Below are 19,026 nucleotides of genomic sequence, written 5' to 3'. Positions count from 1 at the left end.
AATTGATATGGATATACATCATCTTAATTGAATGAATGGAAGTTATTATTTCATTTTAGATATTCAGATGATGAGGTATAACGGGATAATTCTATGGTTTATATTTTATTGTTTTAAATAACTATTTTAAGATTTAAAAATGGAATTTACTAAATTATAAGTGGTTTTAATAATATTGGTAAGATGATTTATTCGGCTTAATCGAAGCTCATATCACTCATATTATTAAAACCTTTATAACGGTTGCTATAAATTGGAGCTAATATTACATGAGTAATAATAAAGGAAAGCAGTTCCTGGAAGGAGACCTCCTAGGCAGTCAGCATATGACTGAGCAAGAGGAGGAAAAGTTGCAACGCTCATTGACCAATCGTCATATTCAAATGATTGCGATTGGCGGTGCAATTGGTACCGGATTATTTATGGGTTCTGGAAAAACATTAAGTGTTTCCGGGACTTCAATTATTTTAACCTATTTAATTATTGGCTTTTTCTTTTTCTTCGTGATGAGAGCAATGGGTGAGTTATTGCTTGCCAACACGAACTTTAAAACATTTGCCGATTTCGCAACCGCTTATTTAGGTCCATGGGCAGGTTTTTTTCTGGGTTGGTCGTATTGGTGTAACTGGATTATTACAGCGATTGCCGATGTGATTGTGATTGGAGGGTACATGCAGTTTTGGTATCCAGATTTACCTGTTTGGATTCCGGCATTTACTTCATTGGCAGTCTTAACCATACTCAATTTTGTGGCAGTTCGGCTGTTTGGCGAGCTTGAGTTTTGGTTCTCACTCATCAAAATTACTGCAATTATCCTGTTTATTCTGGCTGGTATTTATTTAATTAGTACGGGCTTTACTTCTCCAAATGGCGTCAAAGCTTCGATGAGCCATTTGTTTGAAACACAATCTATGTTTCCTTATGGTGTAACAGGTTTCTTAGCGGGCTTCCAAATTGCCATATTTGCATTTGTGGGTATCGAACTGGTGGGTACAACTGCTGCTGAAACCAAAGACCCGCATACCTCACTTCCTAAAGCCATTAATTCTATTCCTTTACGTATTTTATTGTTCTACGTAGGCGCATTGGTTTGTATTATTGCAGTTACCTCTTGGGCAAAAATTTCACCAGAAAAAAGCCCATTTGTGGAAATGTTTACGTTAGTTGGCTTACCAATTGCGGCAGGTTTAATTAACTTCGTTGTGGCAACCTCAGCTCTTTCTTCGGCAAATAGTGGAATTTTTGCAACCAGCCGTATGCTATATGGTTTAGCGTTAGACAACGATGCGCCTAAAAGCTTTAGTAAGCTGTCTAAAAGAAAAGTTCCAATTCGAGGACTCGTCTTTTCAATGGCTTGCGTAACGCTTGGAACTTCTATTTTATTTATTGTTCCAAATGTTATGACTGCCTTTACGATTATTTCAGCACTCACTTCAATTTTATGTATTTTTACATTTATGCTGATTGTGATGTCATATATTTATTATCGTAAGAAAAGTCCTGAATTACATATTCAATCAAAATATAAAATGCCGGGTGGTTTATTTATGGCATGGCTGACGATGCTATTTTTAGTTTTTACGATCGTCATTTTAGCTTTAGATCATGACACACTGATTGCTTTAGAGTTTTCACCAGTATGGTTTGTTGGCTTATTTATTGCCTATAAATATAAAAAGAAAAAGATGTTGCAGCTTGATATCTTAAAAGCTCAAAAAGTTGATTATATTTAAGCTAGAAGATGAAAAATTTTTAAAGCTAGGCGTGAGTCTAGCTTTTTGTTTTTAAAATTAGAAAATGACTGAAATATAAAACTTAATGAGATAGGTGATATCCAAATGAAATTCGAGAAGAGATATGATAAAAATTATAAATATGGTTATATATAGGCCACTTGTAGAATTACTGATCACTTAAAAAATAGTTGAGAAAGAATAATGTTTGAGATAACTCCACACATTGGAGCTGGTTTAATTAAGTTTGGTATGAAAAGAGAAGAAATAAGAAAGATTTTTTCTGAGTATGAACCTAGAGTGTTTGGGGAAAATTCGTCTACTGATGGTTATGATGAACTTGGGATTAGTTTAGATTATGATAGTAAGGATGAAGTTATAGCATTAGTCTTTTATGAACCTGCACAAGTTGTTTTTAAAGAAATAGACCTATTTAAGCTTTCTGCATCAGAAGCTTATAAACTAATGGCTTCATTAGATAAAGATATTGCTATTGATGGGGATGGTCTAACTTCCTTTAAATTTGGGATAGGCTTTTATGAGCCGAATTATGAAGAAGAACCATTTTTACCAGTTGAAGCAATTATAATATTCATAGAGGGATATTATGATTAAATCTATAAGGAAGAAATAGTATTTAAAATATATATCATTTAGAAAACAAAAATCTAAATAAAAGGTTATATCGTGAATAATCAAAAAATTGTAATAGACTACTTAGATAAAAATAATGAACTATCAAAAGAGTTAATATGGGTGGTGTACAAGACTGATCAGTACTTTGTTAGAAGTATTCCTTTCTTTGCACCTAATCTTGCATTTGATGATCTTATTCAGGTTGAAATAGAAAATGAAAAGCTCTATTTTGATGATTTAATAAAACCATCTAATAATTCAACATTAAGAATTGTATTTTTTAATAATGATATTAAATGTATTGAAAAAATATTAACTACTTTAGAATCTTATTTGTGTGGTTGGGAAGGCTTTGAAAGTAGACACTATTATGCAATTAATATACCTAAAAAGGTTGATTATGCTCTAATTAAAAAATATTTAGATGATAGGAAGGGTTTTCTTGATTATGAGGAATCATGCTTGTCGGATAAGCATTTGGGAGATTTATTTTAGTTTTTATATCTATTTTAAAAAAATAGTAAATTAAAGGAAGGGGGAAATAATCATAGAAAATATTAATAAGTTAAATAAATAATTTTTATTTAATCTTGAGTGTAGTAATTTTTGGTTGAATATTTTGAAAAAATATAGTGATAATGAAGAGTTTTGGAATATCATTTGTGAGAGTTGGCTTTTTAATTTTTATGGTGCGCAATAATGAAATTTAATATGAAAAAAACACTGATAATTATAGCTTTATTAGCACCACTTATGTTGATAACAAACTATATAGCAAATAGGCTTTCTAAAAATAATGAAATCTATATTGATCAAGTTTTTAAGCAAGATGTGGAACTACATAATAAATATGGTGATATAATAGAATATAATTTACGTAATGCTGGGAAATCTTTTTCAGGCGTTGGTGATGAGCAAAGCTACTATTACTATACGTATTCTGTTAAAGGAAATATTACTAGTGGATTGATTAAATTGAAACTATTTGAAAATGACCAAAAAAAGATTGATGCGTATACAATAGAATTTATTAAATAAATTTTAAATTTGTTACTCTTAGTACTATTTAATATGTATTTAAATAATTAATTTCTTGAGAAGAAAATGATCGATTTTGTTAAAGAATTATCTGCCTGCCGTGTTGAGGGAACACAACTTCCTTTTTATCTTGAAAAAGTACAAGGTTATACAGAGCAAGAAGTAGAACTAATTGCTAAAAATCTTAATCTTGATATACATGGGCAATTCAGAGAATTTTTATTTCAAATGGGGAGATGTTCAGGAGGGTTGTTGTGGGGTGATGAATTTAAAATGTACAATAGTCAATGGAACTTAGATGATTTTCAAGATTATCAAAAATGTATGAAAGAAGATGACGAAATGTGTGATAGTGAGGGAAAAATAGACCCTTTTGAGAAAAAAATATTTGGTCTAAGTAGAGAATATGAAACATATTTTTATTTTTTACTAACAGCTGAAAATGATGATTTTATATGGTCATTACATGATACTGACTACTGTGTATTAGAAAAAACAAATATAACTTTACTAGAGTATTTAAAAGATTATGTTTTTCAAAAAACCAAAGATACAAGATTTATTGATTTTGATTTAACAGAAGAACATATTGATAGATCTATTACAGGTCGTTTACTTTAGATAGTTTTAAGTGTGAATAAAATTTAAGCAACTTTAATTATGTCCCATTTTATTGACTACTGTAATAGGAATAGTATAGCTATTACTCATACTAGGTTTTGGTTCTAAAAAATTCTGAATTGGTCTATAAGTAATTAGGTTTGTTCTCCATAACCTTAATCCATTAAAAGTAACAATGAGTGATCCTGCTGGAATGTGTAATGGATGTTTATTTAGTAGTGGAAAATATTTTACTAATGAAGTTCCTTTTATGAGGTTATCAATATTTCATGGCACTACAGGTAAAAATTAATATAGGGAGAATGTGATGATCGATTTTGTTAAAGAATTATCTGCCTGTCGTGTTGAGGGAACACAGCTTCCTTTTTATCCTGAAAAGGTACAAGGTTATACAGAACAAGAAGTAGAACTAATTGCTAAAAATCTTAATCTTGATATACATGGGCAATTTAGAGAATTTTTATTTCAAATGGGGAGATGTTCTGGGGGGTTGCTCTGGGGAAGTAATTTCCCTATGTATAGTTCATCTTGGTCTATTAAAGATTTTGAATTATTCCAAATTAATGAAAAAGCTGATGAAGATTATATGTCTTGTCCTGGGGCAAAAGATCCTATTGAAGAAAAAATATTTTATTTGCACTCTGAGAATGATTTAACTTTATTTTATTATTTATTTACTAATCAGAAAGATGATTATATTTGGGGATATTATGAGGATGAAGATAGAAAGGTTGAAAAAACAAAGAGTACTTTGTTAGATCAATTAAAATACTATGTTTCGATGACTACAGAAATTGGAAAATATATTGATTTTAATATGGATGAAAATGAAATTGAAAAATATATAATAGGGCGTTTGTTGTAAAAAAAATAGTGAATATTTTTTTTAATTATATTCAATCTTATTGATTACTTTAATAGGAACAGTATAGCTATTACTCATGCTAGGTCTTGGTTCTAAAAAATTCTGAATTGGTCTATAAGTAATTAGGTTTATTCGCCATAACCTTACTCCATTAAAAGTAACAATTAGTGAGTCTGCTGGAATGTGTAATGGGTGTTTATTTAGTAGTGGAAAATATTTTACTAATGAAGTTCCTTTTATGAGGTTATGAATATTTCATGGCACTATAGGTAAAAACTAATTTATGGAGAATATGATGATCGATTTTGTTAAAGAATTATCTGCTTGTCGTGTTGAGGGAACGCAGCTTCCTTTTTATCCTGAAAAGGTACAAGGTTATACAGAGCAAGAAGTAGAGCTAATTGCTAAAAATCTTAATCTTGATATACATGGGCAATTCAGAGAATTTTTACTTCAAATGGGGAGATGTTCAGGGGGCTTATTATTGAGTGATGAGTTCTACATGTATGATTATAGATGTGAAAAAGATTTTTTTATTAACTATCAAAAAAATATTCAAGAAGATGATTATATGTTTGATAATCAGGGTAAATTAGATCCTGTAGGAAAAAAAATATTTTTTCTATCCTGTGAATATGAAACCTATTTGTATTATTTATTTACTTCTGAGCAGGATAATTATGTATGGTTCCTTGATAGTGCTGAATCTGCAATTTGGGAAAAAACTAATATGACCTTATTAGATTATCTAAAAAATTATGTTTTTGAAAAAACTAAAAGAAATCGATTTATAGATTTTGATTTAGCAGAAGAACAAATTGATAGGTCTATTACAGGTCGTTTACTTTAGATGGTTTTAAGTATGAATAAAATTTAATGATTAGTAGCAGTCACTATTTTTAAATAGTGACTGCTACTTTAATTATGTCTCATTTTATTGATTACTGTAATAGGAAAAATATAGCTATTACTCATACTAGATTTTGGTGCTAAAAAATTCTCAATTGGTCTATAACTAATTGTATTTGTTTGCCATAACTCTACTCCATCAAAAGTGACAATGAGTGATCCTGCTGGAATGTGTAATGGATGTTTATTTAGTAGTGGAAAATATTTTACTAATGAAGTTCCTTTTATGAGGTTATCAATATTTCATGGCACTACAGGTAAAAACTAATTTATGGAGAATATGATGATCGATTTTGTTAAAGAATTATCTGCTTGCCGTGTTGAAGGAACGCAGCTTCCTTTTTATCCTGAAAAGGTACAAGGTTACACAGAGCAAGAAGTAGAACTAATTGCTAAAAATCTTAATCTTGATATACATGGACAATTTAGAAAATTTTTACTTCAAATGGGCAAATGTTCAGGTGGGTTGCTGTGGAGTGATGAGTTCTATATGTATAATTATAGAGCTAAAAATGATTTTTTTATCAACTATCAAATAAATGTTAAAAAAGATGATTATCTATTTGATAATCAGGGTAAATTAGATCCAGTTAAAATGAAAATATTCTATTTATCAAGAGAGTATGAAACATATTATAATTTTCTATTAACTGCTGAAAATGATGATTTTATATGGTCATTACATGATGCTGACGACTGTGTATTAGAAAAAACAAATATAACTTTATTAGAGTATTTAAAAGATTATGTTTTTCAAAAAACCAAAGATACAAGATTTATTGATTTTGATTTAACAGAAGAACAAATTAATAGATGTATTACAGGTCAATTACTTTAGATAGTTTTAAGTATAAATAAAATTTAACGGTTAGTAGCAGTCACTATTTTGTAATAGTGACTGCTGTTTTTAATTATGCCCCATTTTATTTACTACTGTAATAGGTACAGTATAGCTATTACTTATAGTAGATCTTAGTTCTAAAAAAATCTCAATTGGTCTATAACTAATTGGATTTGTTCGCCTAACTCTACTTCATCAAAAGTGATAATAAGTGAGTCTGCTAGAATGTGTAATGGATGTTTATTTAGCAGTGGAAAATATTTCACTAATGAAGTTCCTTTTATGAGGTTATCAATATTTCATGGCACTACAGGTAAAAACTAATGTATGGAGAATGTAGTGATCGATTTTGTTAAAGAATTAGCTGCTTGTCGTGTTGAGGGAACACAACTTCCTTTTTATCCTGAAAAGGTACAAGGTTATACAGAGCAAGAGGTTGAGTTGATTGCTGAACATTGTAACTTAAGTATTCATGGACAATTTAGAGAATTTCTTCTTCAAATGGGGAGGTACTCTGGGGGATTAATATGGAGTGATGAGTTCTATATGTATAAAAATTTATGGAACCCAAACAAGTTTAGACATGCTCAACAATCTGAAAAAGAAGATTTGGGTTACATATTAACAAGTAAAGGTAAACTAGATCCTGTTGATATGAAAATGTTTTACTTATCAAGAGAGTATGAGACATATTTTTACTATCTATTCACTGCTGAAAATGATGATTTTATTTGGTCATTACATGATGCCGATGACTGTGTATTAGAAAAAACAAATATAACTTTACTAGAGTATTTAAAAGATTATGTTTTTCAAAAAACCAAGGATACAAGATTTATTGATTTTGATTTAACAGAAGAACAAATTAATAGATGTATTACAGGTCGTTTGTTATAGAAAAAGCCTCATTACGAGGCTTTTTTTATAATCTTTATTTAATATTTGGATCGCCTTTCTTTAAGAAAAAGCGAATTGCTAACTTTTGTAGGAATGTTCCATAAGGTGGGTGGAAAAGCTGCGTCGGGAAGAACCGATGGCGAATAAATACAGTTTTTGCATGTGAAAGTTCACGGAAACCTTCTTCACCATGATATGACCCCATGCCTGAGTTGCCGATACCACCGAAAGGAGCATCATGGTTGACTACATGCCAGCCCCAGTCATTAATGGTCACGCCACCCGAATGAGTTTCACGTAAAATACGATCACGTTCTACTGAACTATGTGTAAAGAAATAAAGTGCTAAAGGTCGTTCGTCTGATTTCACATAGGTAATTGCATCATCTAAAGAATCATAAGCCACCACAGGTAAAATAGGGCCAAAGAGTTCTTCTTTCATGATGCGCATGTCTGGTGTGCAATTTAGCACAATCTGTACAGGCATTCTGCGACCTTGTTGGTCAAAGCTGTAAGTGTCGCAAGGAATAACGCGGGCACCTTTTGCTTGTGCATCGGTCAAAATATCTTGAATACGTTTTAAATGGCGGTCATTTACAATTGATGTGTAATTTTCATTATTTGTGATGTTTTGACCAAACATTTTTATAAAGCTTGATTTTGCAGCATCCACAAATTCATCAATACTTTCTTTAGGAACCAATGCATAGTCAGGTGCTACACAGATTTGACCACTATTGGTTGCTTTACCATGCGTAATACGTTTTGCAGCATCGGCAAGCGGGTAGTTGCGGCTTACAATTGCAGGTGATTTACCACCTAACTCAAGTGTCACAGGTGTTAGATTTTTAGCAGCAGCTCGCATGACGACTTTGCCAATGGCAGGAGAGCCAGTAAAGACAATATGGTTAAAAGGTAAAGAGGTAAATCTTGCTGGGTCTGTAATTTCTTCACCAAAAACTGCTACTTCATCTTCATTAAAGACTTCTGCCAGCATACGTCGAAGCATTGCGTTGGTATTGGGGGTAATTTCAGGCAGCTTAATCATGACTCGGTTGCCCGCAGCTAACGCGGCAATGAGTGGGCCAAGTGCTAAATAAACGGGGAAGTTCCAAGGAACAATGACACCCACCACACCTTTAGGTTGGTATTGCACACTTAAACGATTTGATAAAAATAAAAGCTCGGTACGGCGTTTACTTGGACGCATCCAGCGACGTAAATGATGAATCGCATGATCAGCTTCCAACACAGAGCCAAGCAAATCGAGTAATTTGGATTCATCGAGTGATCTTGAACTAAAGTCAGCATTAATCGCGGTAGCTAAAGCATCTTGATAGCGAATAATTTGTTTTTTGAGTTGATGCAGTTTTGTGCGGCGTGCTTCAAGACTTGGGTAGGGATCTGCCTCAAAATTGGCACGTTGTTTGGAAAAAATAAGTTCCATATGTTCAGTGGCAGAGCCGCTATATTCTTTTAAAGTGGAGCTTTCCATTATTGTTCCTTCCATACTTTTGCTTATCATACTTTATGCTTGAAGCGTTGTATGGTCGATGTTAAATTGAGACAACAAGAGGTAGTTTAGTGCCATTATGCACGTCACTCTAGGGATGGTGTGAATTAAATGCCTAAAAATACTTATAAAAATGCAAATAGTGTTATTGAAGGAAATTATGATAATACATCCTTAGGTGCTAATACATATTTGCTAGGTTTGACCAGTTTATTTGATGAAATGGGTTCGCAGGGCCATTCAATATTAGATGTCCTATCTGGTACAGATATTTCGCCAGAGGCTATAAGTCAGCCTTCTTTATATATTTCTCAAGTCCAAAAAATTCAGTTATTTCAAAATATTCAAAAACTATCTCATGATCCCTTAATTGGACTACGTGCAGGACAAAAGCAGCGGCTGTCAGATTTTGGGGTGTATGGTTACGCGATATATTCTTCGCGCAATTTTAGACAAGCGGTAGAGCTTGGTATTCGACACATTAAGCTTGCTGGTCCTATTTTAAAGAAATCTTTTTATATTCGAGATGACGCTGCCGTTTTTGAAGGGCAGGACATTATTGCACTGGGTAAGCTTCTGCCTTTGGTGTGCGAGTTTTGGTTTAGCTCCATGCAAACCTTAATTGAACGGGTGCTTGAAAGACCATTTCAAGCGAAGAAGCTTTTGTTACCCTATCCAGCGCCTGACTATGCAGAAGAATATGAAAAAGTTTTTCATTGTCCCGTTCAGTTTAATGCTGGGGTAATGCAATGGCACTTTGATTTAAAGTGGCTCGATGTACCTTGCCCAAATGCCAACCCGATTACTGCGGACATGTGTAAGTCGTTTTGTGAGCGAATGCTAGGCGCTGCTGAACTTGAAGAGCCTGAGTTAGTGAAAACGATCCGTTTAATATTATTGGATGGAACGGGGATTTTTCCGTCGGCTCAAGAAATGGCTGAACGGCTCCATATGTCAAAGCGTACCTTACATCGGCGCTTGGCAGGTTTTGATTTAACCTATCAAGACTTATTAGATGAAACTCGACGCCGTCTTGCGGATGAATATTTGCGAGAAACCACTTTAACCGTAGATGAAATTGCCGAGAGAATCGGCTTTTCAGATACCTCTAATTTTAGAAAAGCTTATCGTCATTGGACAGGCATTTCACCAAATGAGTATCGTGAGAAATTAGTTTTATAAATAGTGATGGGTTGAATTGTATGGATGAAAAAGATGGTGATTTAAGTTTTGAAAGTTTTAAAAATATAAATAAGCCAAACTTCTTTGGTGATACTGAATATATTTACCCAATTTTTAAAATTAAAGAACTACCCGTAGATTTACTTTTTAAGATTCTAAACTTGATTTTTCCTGATTTCCTTATAATTGAAAATCATATTTTTTTAGAGAGTGGGTTTGATCAAGACAAATTTGATAATTTGCAAAAGGTAGAAGAGACAAACAAAGCTCAGTTTTGGATGAATCTCATAGAATTGACGAGCCTACATGACGAGATGACAGCGGAGCAGGCTTTATTAATCGCGCAAAAAATCGTTGATTCTTGGAATGCAAAAATTAAATATGAGGGGTTAAATGCACATGGCAGAGTTAGAGTTTTTGAAGAAATTGAATATAGTGAGATTTTTATAACAATTGATTAGCTTTCAATTGTTATAAAAACTAATATTAGAATGAGTTATATCTGGACCTTAAATCGAGAAAGTAACTTTTTCTGCAAAAATGGATTACAGAGCAAAATCGCAAATAAAATAATAAATATGCCGATAATGCTAAACAGATCAGGTAATTCATGCCAAAAAACAAATCCCCAAATTCCTGCAAAAATAATGGCAATGTAATTCATGGGGCCAATTTGTCCTGCTGGCGCTAAGCTATAAGCATAAGACATAAATAGTTGACTAATGTTTGCTAAAAGTCCTACGGCAATCAGTAGGCTTAATTCGTGCCAAGTGAAAATACGCCAATGCCAGAACATCGGAATAGAGGAAATTAAACTACCAAAAACACAGAAATAAAAAACGATACGCTCAGGCGGCTCTGTACTGGTTAAAGCTCTTACAGTCACAAAAGCCATTGCTGATAAAAAGCATGCACCCAAACCAATAAAAGATAATGCGTTAAATAAACCTTGGTCGGGTTTAGCAACAAATAAAACCCCAACGAGGCCAATCACAGCGGCAAAAAATCATCGATTTGGTAATTTTTTCTTTTAAGAAAAGCCATGCAATCAGTGGAATAAAGATAGGAGATGAATAGCTAAAAACCATAGCATTTGAGAGTTTTAAGTTTGCAATGGCATAGAAAAAACCATACATGGCAGCAAGTCCAACTAGACTCCTCCACGTATGCATCCAGAGTTTATCGGTTTTAACGAAGTCTAAGCCTTGCTTTAAAAGCATGGGAATAAAAATAAATAAACCCACTGCATTTCTAAAAAATACGACGGTCGCATTGTCCACTGTTTCTGAAGCAAAACGAATGCACACTCCCATAATGGAAAATAATAATGCCGACATCATAAGACAAAGCAGTGCTTTTCCAAGTTGAGTCGAGGGGAGATTTGGAGCAGTCTGATTTTGCATATCGAAATGAGTTTTTGGCTTTCGGTGTTATCTTAGCAGCGATGCAGACATTGGATGAAATATCATTTGATAATGATTTAATAGTGATATTTATTAAAATAAAAAAAGAGAGCCTAGGTCAGCTCTCTTTTAATTTTAGGGTGCTATTTACAGCTAAAGTTTTCGGCTTTTTCGCTATCGCCTTGACCATTGTAACGAGCAATCAGCGGGTAAGGGCAAAGTGGGCGGGTGCGGTCAGGCGCCCAGTCTTGAGGAAGTTCAGTATTCACTTGACCACTCGGGTTACCTGCACCGCGTGCAGTTGCAATGATTTTATCAGGTGCTTGCCCATATTCCACCCAATTAACTAAAGCAGTCAATGCGTCAAATTGGTCGGTCGCAATGCCATCACGGGTATGGTTCATACCCGGAACTCTAAAGAAACGCGCAAATTCAGGCGCTGTACCTTTCGCATCATTTTTATAGTGTTGTAGCAGTTGATCGTACCAATTTTGGGTGTCATCTACAGAGAAAACGCCGTCTGCTGTGCCTTGTACCACAATCATTTTTCCACCGTGATTGCGGAGTTTATCCAGATTCAATTCATCAGGTGGCATCATGAATGACATCGAACTTTCGGTGTACACATCATTGGTTGCCGAGAGTTTTGGATAGTCGGTATCGAAGTTAAAATTAAAGGCAAATTGTCTAGAGTTTTGAGTCACGGTTGGGTCTGGTGGAACTTGAAAAAGAATGCCGACTGCAACGGGGTCACGCGCTGTTCCCACCGAAGATTCAAATTTCCAGCTTGCCCAGTTAATGCCGACTAAACCGGGGTCGAAAGGCTGGGTTGCATAGAGCGCTTGTCCAGCAGAGTTTACAGGGCCGCGGTAAATGTTGGCTAAAACATCAATTTGTTCGGTGCTTAAACAAGTACCATCTCGTGTGCTTGAGCAAACGGGTACATGCTTATGAATATCAAAAGCCGTACGGCAAGCCTCGACATCTTGCACCAAGCCATCTGCAACACCGTCTAAAGCATCGCATCGATCTAAAATTGCTTTTGCTAATACTTTGCGCTCTGAAAGGGTAAGAGCCGTACTTAGGTCATTTTCATCTGTTGCGACACGACGAAGCTGCTGTGCTGTGTAGAGTTGAGCTGCGGCCGCACGAGGTAAATGAAAGCCCGGTGTACTTGCTAAAATTCCATCATATTGGTCACCCAAACGGGTTGCGGCAATCATGGCATGACGCCCACCATTAGATGTACCCCCTGCATAGGAGCGATCTGGCAATTTACCATAGGCGGCTTTAATTAGGTTTTTTGCCATAGGCGTGAGTTTGGTAATTGCACCGTAGCCGTAGTTAATTCTGGCTTGAGGGTCTAAACCAAACATTGGATTTTGTGAAGCGTTATGTCCAGCGTCGGAGGAAATAACAGCAAAACCATCATGCAGGGCATTGGTCAGTTGGCCACCACTGCCGACCTGACCTGTTGCAGGGACTAAATTACCATCGGTTCCGCCATTACCTTGATAGAGAAAACGACCATTCCAGTCAACAGGTAAGCGCATTTCAAAACCAATTTGATAGGTTTGTCCATCGACAGGGCTTATACGTTGATCCATATAACCTTTAACCAAACAATGAGCGCCAATCGGTTTATTGGCGACAGTCAATGTGCCTGCCTCTTGAAGAGTGGAGGAGCTAATGACCGTATTGTTGTATTGAAATCCGACTAAGTCCGTACAGCTTCCTGTCATTTTTACGCCCACAGCAGGAGACAACTGTGGTGGTTTGGTTGTTGAGGAAACCGTTGTGTCATCATTATCACTTCCACAGCCTGCCAAAGCACCAAGCATGGCAAGCACTAAAGCGGAGCGGGTCAAAATTCGTTTATTGTTGGTGTAATTCATTTATTCATATCCTTATTGAATGAATGTTTGTAATTAATCTAAAACCAAAAAATTAGCTGTGCTTCGTGCGATCATTTTGTTGTTTTGCCAAGCTTCACTTTCGAGATTCAGTACAGTTTTGCCTTGTTTAATGAATCGGCATTTTGTAATGACTTCGCCTACAGCACAGGGCCTTAAAAAATCCATCGTTAAGTTAATGGTGGTAGCGGGTTTATGGTCATTGGCGAGATATGCAAAAAGTCCCATCACGTCGTCAAGCATGGCGCAGATCATGCCACCTTCAACTGTGCCGCGTGGATTGGTAAAGCTTTCTAGTGCTGTGTAGTGGATGGTGAGTTCAGTGTTTTTGTCATTCCAATGGATATTGTGTCCACCCAAATGGTGATGGATGGGCGGTAAGTGTTCTAAAGTTTTTTGATCCATAATGAAGTGTCCATCCTTTTGTAAGTGTTATAAAAATTATTATTTCACCGTGTAGGCATCATAAATAACCGCTTTGCCCAAGCGCATTGCACTACCTACTGCAACGGTCTGGTTAAGCCATGCATATTTAGGTGAGCTGGTTTCAAACTGCATGGTAATTTTGAAATAGTAATTTTTCGGGTCAACATCTTTGCCTTGGGCAAGCTGTTTTAGCGTTTCCGCTGAGCCATGTCGGTAACCTTTGGTTTGAAGATAAATAAGTGCACCGTCATCGGTTTCTAACAAGTATCGCGTATCAATAATCGCTAGTCCTTTACTGTCAACGATTTGCCAATCTGCGCCATTATTTAAAATACGGCCTTTAAGTGTTTTGCCTTCGAATGTCCCACCTGTAATAGGAATAATTCGGCGTTTACCAGCATCACTGGTTGTGCCCAACTCCCAAACAGGGGCATTTAAATCAACACTAAATTTTGCTAAAGGCTCAAGCTGAATAGGTGGAGGGCTATATTGAGTTTCAGCGTGAGTCAGGGCAATCAGACTCATTGTGCAGAGTAGCGTTACAACTTTCTTCATGATGAATTTCTCGAAATTAAAAAGAGGTTCTATATGTGACAGAACCTCTTGTTTTGAATTATTTAAATTTCCATGTGTAGTCGATGTTGATACGGGTTTCATTTACAGGTTTGATATTGGCTGTAGAGAGCATGTTATTGTCATAAATGGCATATCGTGCGCGTAACCCTAGATTTTTTAACCAGCCACTTTGAACGGTGTAGCCTAAATCGAAGTCTGTTTCTCGCTCTTTCAAATTGGTTCCACCTAAGTTAGGTGCATAAATATTGTGACCTGTGGTGTAACGGGTCATAAAACGTAAACCCGGTACATAATCTTTAAAGTCATATTCATAACGGAAACTATAGGCTTTTTCTTTTGCGTTTAAAAACTCACCCGGCCATGTATCAATAAGGAGACCAGTTTCACCTCCAGTCAAATATGGAAAAGCCGTATCGCCGTAATGTTGGAAGGTTCCAAAAATAAATTTATGGTTTTGATGTTTGAGTTCGAAATGTGCATGATAAAGGTCATTATCGACTAAGCCAGCTTTTGCTTGTCCGTCGTCTCGACTGCGATAGTAGCGTAATTGTGAACTCAGGTTGGTGGTGTCATTAATTTTGTATTGGTGTAATGCACCCACCATGGTTTGGTTATAAAGATCATCAACATCCATATAAAAAGCGGTAAGCTTGAGTGTAGGATCAAACTGATAGTTTCCACCTAAATAATAAAGGCCGCTCGTCTCAGCACTTTTGTATCGACCATTTACCCCAGAAATTTTAATTCTTTCATAGTTGGTTGAATCTCTTTGATTTACCTTATCGAGGTAGGCCGCTTGTAAGTCGAAGTCTTTAATATCTTTACTGGTGAGTGAAATTCCTCGATAGGTTTGAGGAAGCAATCGAGCAGGTGAAGCCACTAAAACAGGGTTCATTGGCATTAGGGTACCAATGCGTAGTTCAGTTTGACTCATTTTAGCTTTTGCTGTGACGCCAATTTCTCCATAAGAGTCTGCCGGTTCATTGGTACGCGTGTCTCTAGGTAAATTGCCTGTACCAGCGTATTTGGCGCTTGCATCTAGTTTAAAACCTGCTGTTGCCAGTACATCTAGCCCAAAACCGACAGTCCCTTCGGTATAAGCCGAATTGGCTTTAAGAATAAAACCTTGTGTCCAGTCCTTGGCAGCAGGGTAAGCAGATTGCTCTTGATAGTCGCGGTCAAAATAGAAATTTCGCGTGGTGAGTTCTACTGAACTGTTGTCAATAAAATTGCCAGCCCACACTGAACCAGAGAGCATGAGGGTAGAGTACATCCATAATTTCGACATAGCATTTCTTCCTGAAATAACATTTTTTTGTTTTAAACAAGGCATAGTTGTTGTGTCTGCCTTGTTTGGTTTTAAATCGAATTATTTTCCGAGCAGTTCTCGGGCCACGATTTCTTTCATAATTTCATTGGTTCCCCCATAAATTTTTTGTACCCGCGCATCGACAAAAAAGCGTGAAATCGGATATTCCTGCATGTAACCGTAGCCACCAAAAAGCTGAAGTAATTGATCAATCACTTCACATTGAACATCGGTAATAAAGCATTTCAGTGCGGCAACTTGAGTGACGCTTAACTGGTGTTGTTGATACAGCGCTGCACATTGGTCTACAAAAGCTTGAGCGGCTTTTGCTTTGATGTGTGCATTTGCGAGCACAAAGCGTGTGTTTTGCATTTGACTTAACGGTTGTCCGAAAGCTTTACGTTCCAGTACATAGTCTTTGGTGATTTCAATAGCCCCCAAAATTGATCCCAAAGCCATCATAGAAATGCTCAAACGCTCACGCGGTAACTCTTGCATTAAATAAGCAAAGCCTTGTCCTTCTTCACCCAAACGCTGAGTTGCAGGCACACAAACATCATCAAAAAACAGTTCAGCTGTATCTTGGGCATGCAGTCCGATTTTTTGTAATGAACGGCCTTTTTTAACGCCATCTAATGCAGCATCGACTAGAAAAATCGAAATGCCTTTTGCTTTAGCTTGCGGATCAGTTTTCGCAACCAGAACGATCAGATCGGCATGCAAACCATTCGAGATAAAGGTTTTTGAACCATTAATACGGTAATGATCATTTTCTAAAATCGCTTGAGTGCGTATGGCCTGTAAGTCTGAACCAGCATTCGCTTCGGTCATGGCAATTGCAGTGACGACTTCACCTGTCACCATTTTCGGTAACCAATAGCGTTTTTGCTCTTCAGTTCCAATATTTTGCAGGTAAGGAGAGACCAACTCATTTTGCCCGCCAATGGCAACCGCTAAAGATGCAAAACCAGCTTGAGCAGTTTCTTGAACCAGCATGAGGGAGTAATGAACAGGAGCGCCGTAACCACCGTATTCTTCGGGCACATCGACGCACAAAAAGCCATTTTCCCCAAGACGAAGCCATAGATCACGTGGAATCAGGCCATCGTGTTCCCACTGTTCATAATACGGAGCAACCTGTTCTTTTAAGAACCTGCGATAGCTGTCCCGAAATAGTTCAAATTCTGTATCGTGTGGCATGTTGAACCTTTTTTTAGGCAAAAGTGAGGCTAAGGCCCAAACCGAAGTTTGAGCTTCCTTTTTTATTTCAATTGTTTATTGCTTTAAGGTGGGTACCCGAATAATCAGTGGGTTTTCGGCCTGTTTTTGATAAAGTTCATCAATTAAAGCAGCACGACGCTTGGTAATATTGCCTTGATTGAGGTTGCCTTTATCGGTCACTTCACCTGCATCGAGTTGAGGTGGCTCGGTCATTAAATAAAGCATTGAGACTGTATTTGAGCTACCAGTCGCATCTTTATTAAAGGTGGTTAAAAATTGGCGGAACCATTGCTGGACTTTAGGGTGCTGCAATATCTCTGCTGGAGAATGTTCGCCCAGCTTAAGGCCAGCTTGTTGAGCACAAGCATCTAGTTTTGGAAAAATCAAAAAACCAACCGCATTCAGGTTTGAACCTGTAATGCAGACATCTTGAACCAGTAAATTACCTTGAATCAGTACTTTGTTGCGTAGTGTACCCACATTCACAAAAGTACCCGTATTGAGTTTAAAGTCTTCGGCAATTCGTCCGTCGTACATCAAGCCTTTGGTCGGATCATTGATATCGACCAAACGAACAGCATCGCCAGTATGGAAAAAGCCTTCATCGTCAAATACAGTGCTTTGTTGGTCTGCCTTTAAACGCCAATAACCTTTCATGACATGTTTGCCACGAACACAAAACTCAAGTTTGTCACCACATGGCACTAGCTTAATTTCACATCCCGGAGCAGGGTAACCAATAAAGCCAGCCATTACGCGTGGACCAGTTGTAAAAGCACAAGAGGGAGCAGTTTCAGTCATGCCCAAGCCGCTCATAATGCGGATTTTTTCTCCGCAATGTTGCTGAGCAATTTTATCGAGTCTGTTCCAGCCCGCTTCTGAAAGCGCTGCACCTGCAAAGAATAAAATTTTAACTTTGGCAAAAAAGCGGTCTCTTAATTCTTCATCTTTTTCTAAAGCTTCGGTGAGTTCTTCCCAGCCTTTTGGCACATTTAAATAAACTGTCGGAGAAATTTCTTTCAGATTACGAATGGTTTCATCAAATTTTCCTGCAACGGGTTTGCCGTCATCAATGTAAATGGTACCGCCGTTATAGAGTGCGATGCCGACATTGTGACTGCCGCCAAATGTGTGGTGCCAAGACAGCCAGTCGAGTAGGACAGGCGGCGTTTCTTCAAACTCAGGGAAAGTCTGCAATAGCATTTGCTGATTAACACACAACATTAAATGTGTGGTCGGTACAGCTTTAGGTAATTTGGTTGAACCTGACGTAAATAGGAATTTGGCAATTTGGTTTTCATCAAGGGTTTGGTAAAACTCTTGAACATTTGAAACTGGTGTATCTAACAGCGACTGAAATGATGTGCAGATCTGATCACCCACAATCCCTTTATTGGTCACCACTTCAATATCAGGCGTAATACATGCCTGAATCGCTTTGGCAAAAGCTTGCCCATCGCTGGCATAGACCATGCCTGGGGTAAGTACTTCAAAGACATGTTTGAGTTTGCCAAAGTCTTGGGAAATCAGAGAGTAGGCGGGTGAAATAGCAGAGAAAGGCACACCTGCCAACATGGCACCCATAGACAGAGTTAAATGTTCGAGATCATTACCACTTAAAATAACGAGTGGTCGTTCTTGGCTTAAATTACGGTCATGTAATGCCTGAGCAATGTGCCATGCACGTTGTAAAACTTCTGCATAACTCAGTTTGACCCATTCGCCTTGAGCATTGCGTTTCGCTGCAAAAATATGGTCGGGTTTGGTTTGTGCAAAATGAATTAACCGATCTGTCAGTTTTTGTGGATACGGTTTTAATTGCTCTTTTGGGCTGATATAGAGCGTGTCATCTTTATGGTGATAATGAATATCATGTTGCCCTAATTTTACGAACCGTTCGCGGTCTTGTGATTGAGTGGCATTCATTTGCATTTCTTTCACTC

Annotated in this window: 18 protein-coding genes and 1 pseudogene; 11 read left to right on the top strand and 8 right to left on the bottom strand. The window is 36.7% G+C overall.

Features of this window, described 5'->3' with window-relative positions; translation table 11 throughout:
- The first annotated feature begins 269 nt into the window (after positions 1-269).
- The 9 genes from B554_RS0111780 to B554_RS0111740 all read left to right on the top strand — a co-directional run bounded on the left by B554_RS0111780 (position 270) and on the right by B554_RS0111740 (position 7,540).
- Complete coding sequence (locus B554_RS0111780) at positions 270-1,733, top strand: amino acid permease (protein WP_019458197.1); 1,464 nt, start codon at positions 270-272, stop codon at positions 1,731-1,733.
- Between the two features lie 204 nt (positions 1,734-1,937).
- Positions 1,938-2,348: a hypothetical protein gene (locus B554_RS0111775; protein WP_019458196.1), complete on the top strand. Its 411-nt coding sequence runs from the start codon at positions 1,938-1,940 to the stop codon at positions 2,346-2,348.
- 72 nt (positions 2,349-2,420) lie between these two features.
- Positions 2,421-2,864 (top strand): DUF4265 domain-containing protein, encoded by a 444-nt coding sequence (locus B554_RS0111770; protein WP_019458195.1) that lies wholly within the window; start codon positions 2,421-2,423, stop codon positions 2,862-2,864.
- Between the two features lie 204 nt (positions 2,865-3,068).
- Complete coding sequence (locus tag B554_RS0111765; protein ID WP_019458194.1) at positions 3,069-3,407, top strand: hypothetical protein; 339 nt, start codon at positions 3,069-3,071, stop codon at positions 3,405-3,407.
- A 66-nt stretch (positions 3,408-3,473) separates the two neighbouring features.
- Entirely contained in the window at positions 3,474-4,028 is a 555-nt protein-coding gene (locus B554_RS0111760; RefSeq protein ID WP_019458193.1) for a hypothetical protein, read from the top strand.
- 307 nt (positions 4,029-4,335) lie between these two features.
- A complete protein-coding gene (locus B554_RS0111755; RefSeq protein WP_019458192.1) occupies positions 4,336-4,893 on the top strand; it encodes a hypothetical protein in 558 nt (185 codons plus the stop codon).
- Between the two features lie 295 nt (positions 4,894-5,188).
- Positions 5,189-5,743, top strand: a complete 555-nt coding sequence (locus B554_RS0111750; protein ID WP_019458191.1) for an SMI1/KNR4 family protein — start codon at positions 5,189-5,191, stop codon at positions 5,741-5,743.
- Between the two features lie 342 nt (positions 5,744-6,085).
- The gene (locus B554_RS0111745; protein ID WP_019458190.1) at positions 6,086-6,640 is read left to right on the top strand and encodes a hypothetical protein; all 555 of its coding nucleotides are present in this window, start codon (positions 6,086-6,088) and stop codon (positions 6,638-6,640) included.
- A gap of 342 nt (positions 6,641-6,982) precedes the next feature.
- A complete protein-coding gene (locus B554_RS0111740) occupies positions 6,983-7,540 on the top strand; it encodes a hypothetical protein (protein ID WP_019458189.1) in 558 nt (185 codons plus the stop codon).
- A gap of 34 nt (positions 7,541-7,574) precedes the next feature.
- Here B554_RS0111740 and B554_RS0111735 read toward each other — a convergent pair whose 3' ends face one another.
- Positions 7,575-9,035, bottom strand: a complete 1,461-nt coding sequence (locus B554_RS0111735) for a coniferyl aldehyde dehydrogenase (RefSeq protein WP_019458188.1) — start codon at positions 9,033-9,035, stop codon at positions 7,575-7,577.
- Between the two features lie 129 nt (positions 9,036-9,164).
- Between B554_RS0111735 and B554_RS0111730 the strand changes: the two genes are divergently transcribed.
- Entirely contained in the window at positions 9,165-10,235 is a 1,071-nt protein-coding gene (locus B554_RS0111730) for an AraC family transcriptional regulator (RefSeq protein WP_019458187.1), read from the top strand.
- Between the two features lie 20 nt (positions 10,236-10,255).
- Entirely contained in the window at positions 10,256-10,696 is a 441-nt protein-coding gene (locus B554_RS0111725) for a hypothetical protein (protein WP_019458186.1), read from the top strand.
- A gap of 35 nt (positions 10,697-10,731) precedes the next feature.
- Here B554_RS0111725 and B554_RS0111720 read toward each other — a convergent pair.
- The 7 genes and pseudogenes from B554_RS0111720 to B554_RS0111690 form a co-directional block, all read right to left on the bottom strand.
- Positions 10,732-11,638 (bottom strand): annotated as a pseudogene (locus B554_RS0111720) (DMT family transporter).
- Positions 11,639-11,781: 143 nt separating this feature from the next.
- Entirely contained in the window at positions 11,782-13,533 is a 1,752-nt protein-coding gene (locus tag B554_RS0111715) for a tannase/feruloyl esterase family alpha/beta hydrolase (RefSeq protein ID WP_019458185.1), read from the bottom strand.
- Between the two features lie 33 nt (positions 13,534-13,566).
- Positions 13,567-13,956, bottom strand: a complete 390-nt coding sequence (locus B554_RS0111710) for a PaaI family thioesterase (RefSeq protein WP_004702855.1) — start codon at positions 13,954-13,956, stop codon at positions 13,567-13,569.
- 39 nt (positions 13,957-13,995) lie between these two features.
- Entirely contained in the window at positions 13,996-14,532 is a 537-nt protein-coding gene (locus tag B554_RS0111705; protein ID WP_025465198.1) for a DUF3237 domain-containing protein, read from the bottom strand.
- 58 nt (positions 14,533-14,590) lie between these two features.
- On the bottom strand, positions 14,591-15,841 hold the full coding sequence (locus B554_RS0111700) for an OprD family porin (protein ID WP_025465197.1): 1,251 nt from the start codon (positions 15,839-15,841) through the stop codon (positions 14,591-14,593).
- Between the two features lie 81 nt (positions 15,842-15,922).
- Complete coding sequence (locus B554_RS0111695) at positions 15,923-17,062, bottom strand: acyl-CoA dehydrogenase family protein (RefSeq protein ID WP_019458182.1); 1,140 nt, start codon at positions 17,060-17,062, stop codon at positions 15,923-15,925.
- Between the two features lie 75 nt (positions 17,063-17,137).
- Complete coding sequence (locus B554_RS0111690) at positions 17,138-19,024, bottom strand: feruloyl-CoA synthase (protein ID WP_171057796.1); 1,887 nt, start codon at positions 19,022-19,024, stop codon at positions 17,138-17,140.
- Between the last annotated feature and the right edge of the window lie 2 nt (positions 19,025-19,026).

This window comes from Acinetobacter sp. GG2 (assembly GCF_000292385.1).
In the GTDB taxonomy this organism is placed as follows: Bacteria; Pseudomonadota; Gammaproteobacteria; order Pseudomonadales; family Moraxellaceae; genus Acinetobacter; species Acinetobacter seifertii.
This window is presented reverse-complemented; position numbering and strand designations above follow the sequence as displayed.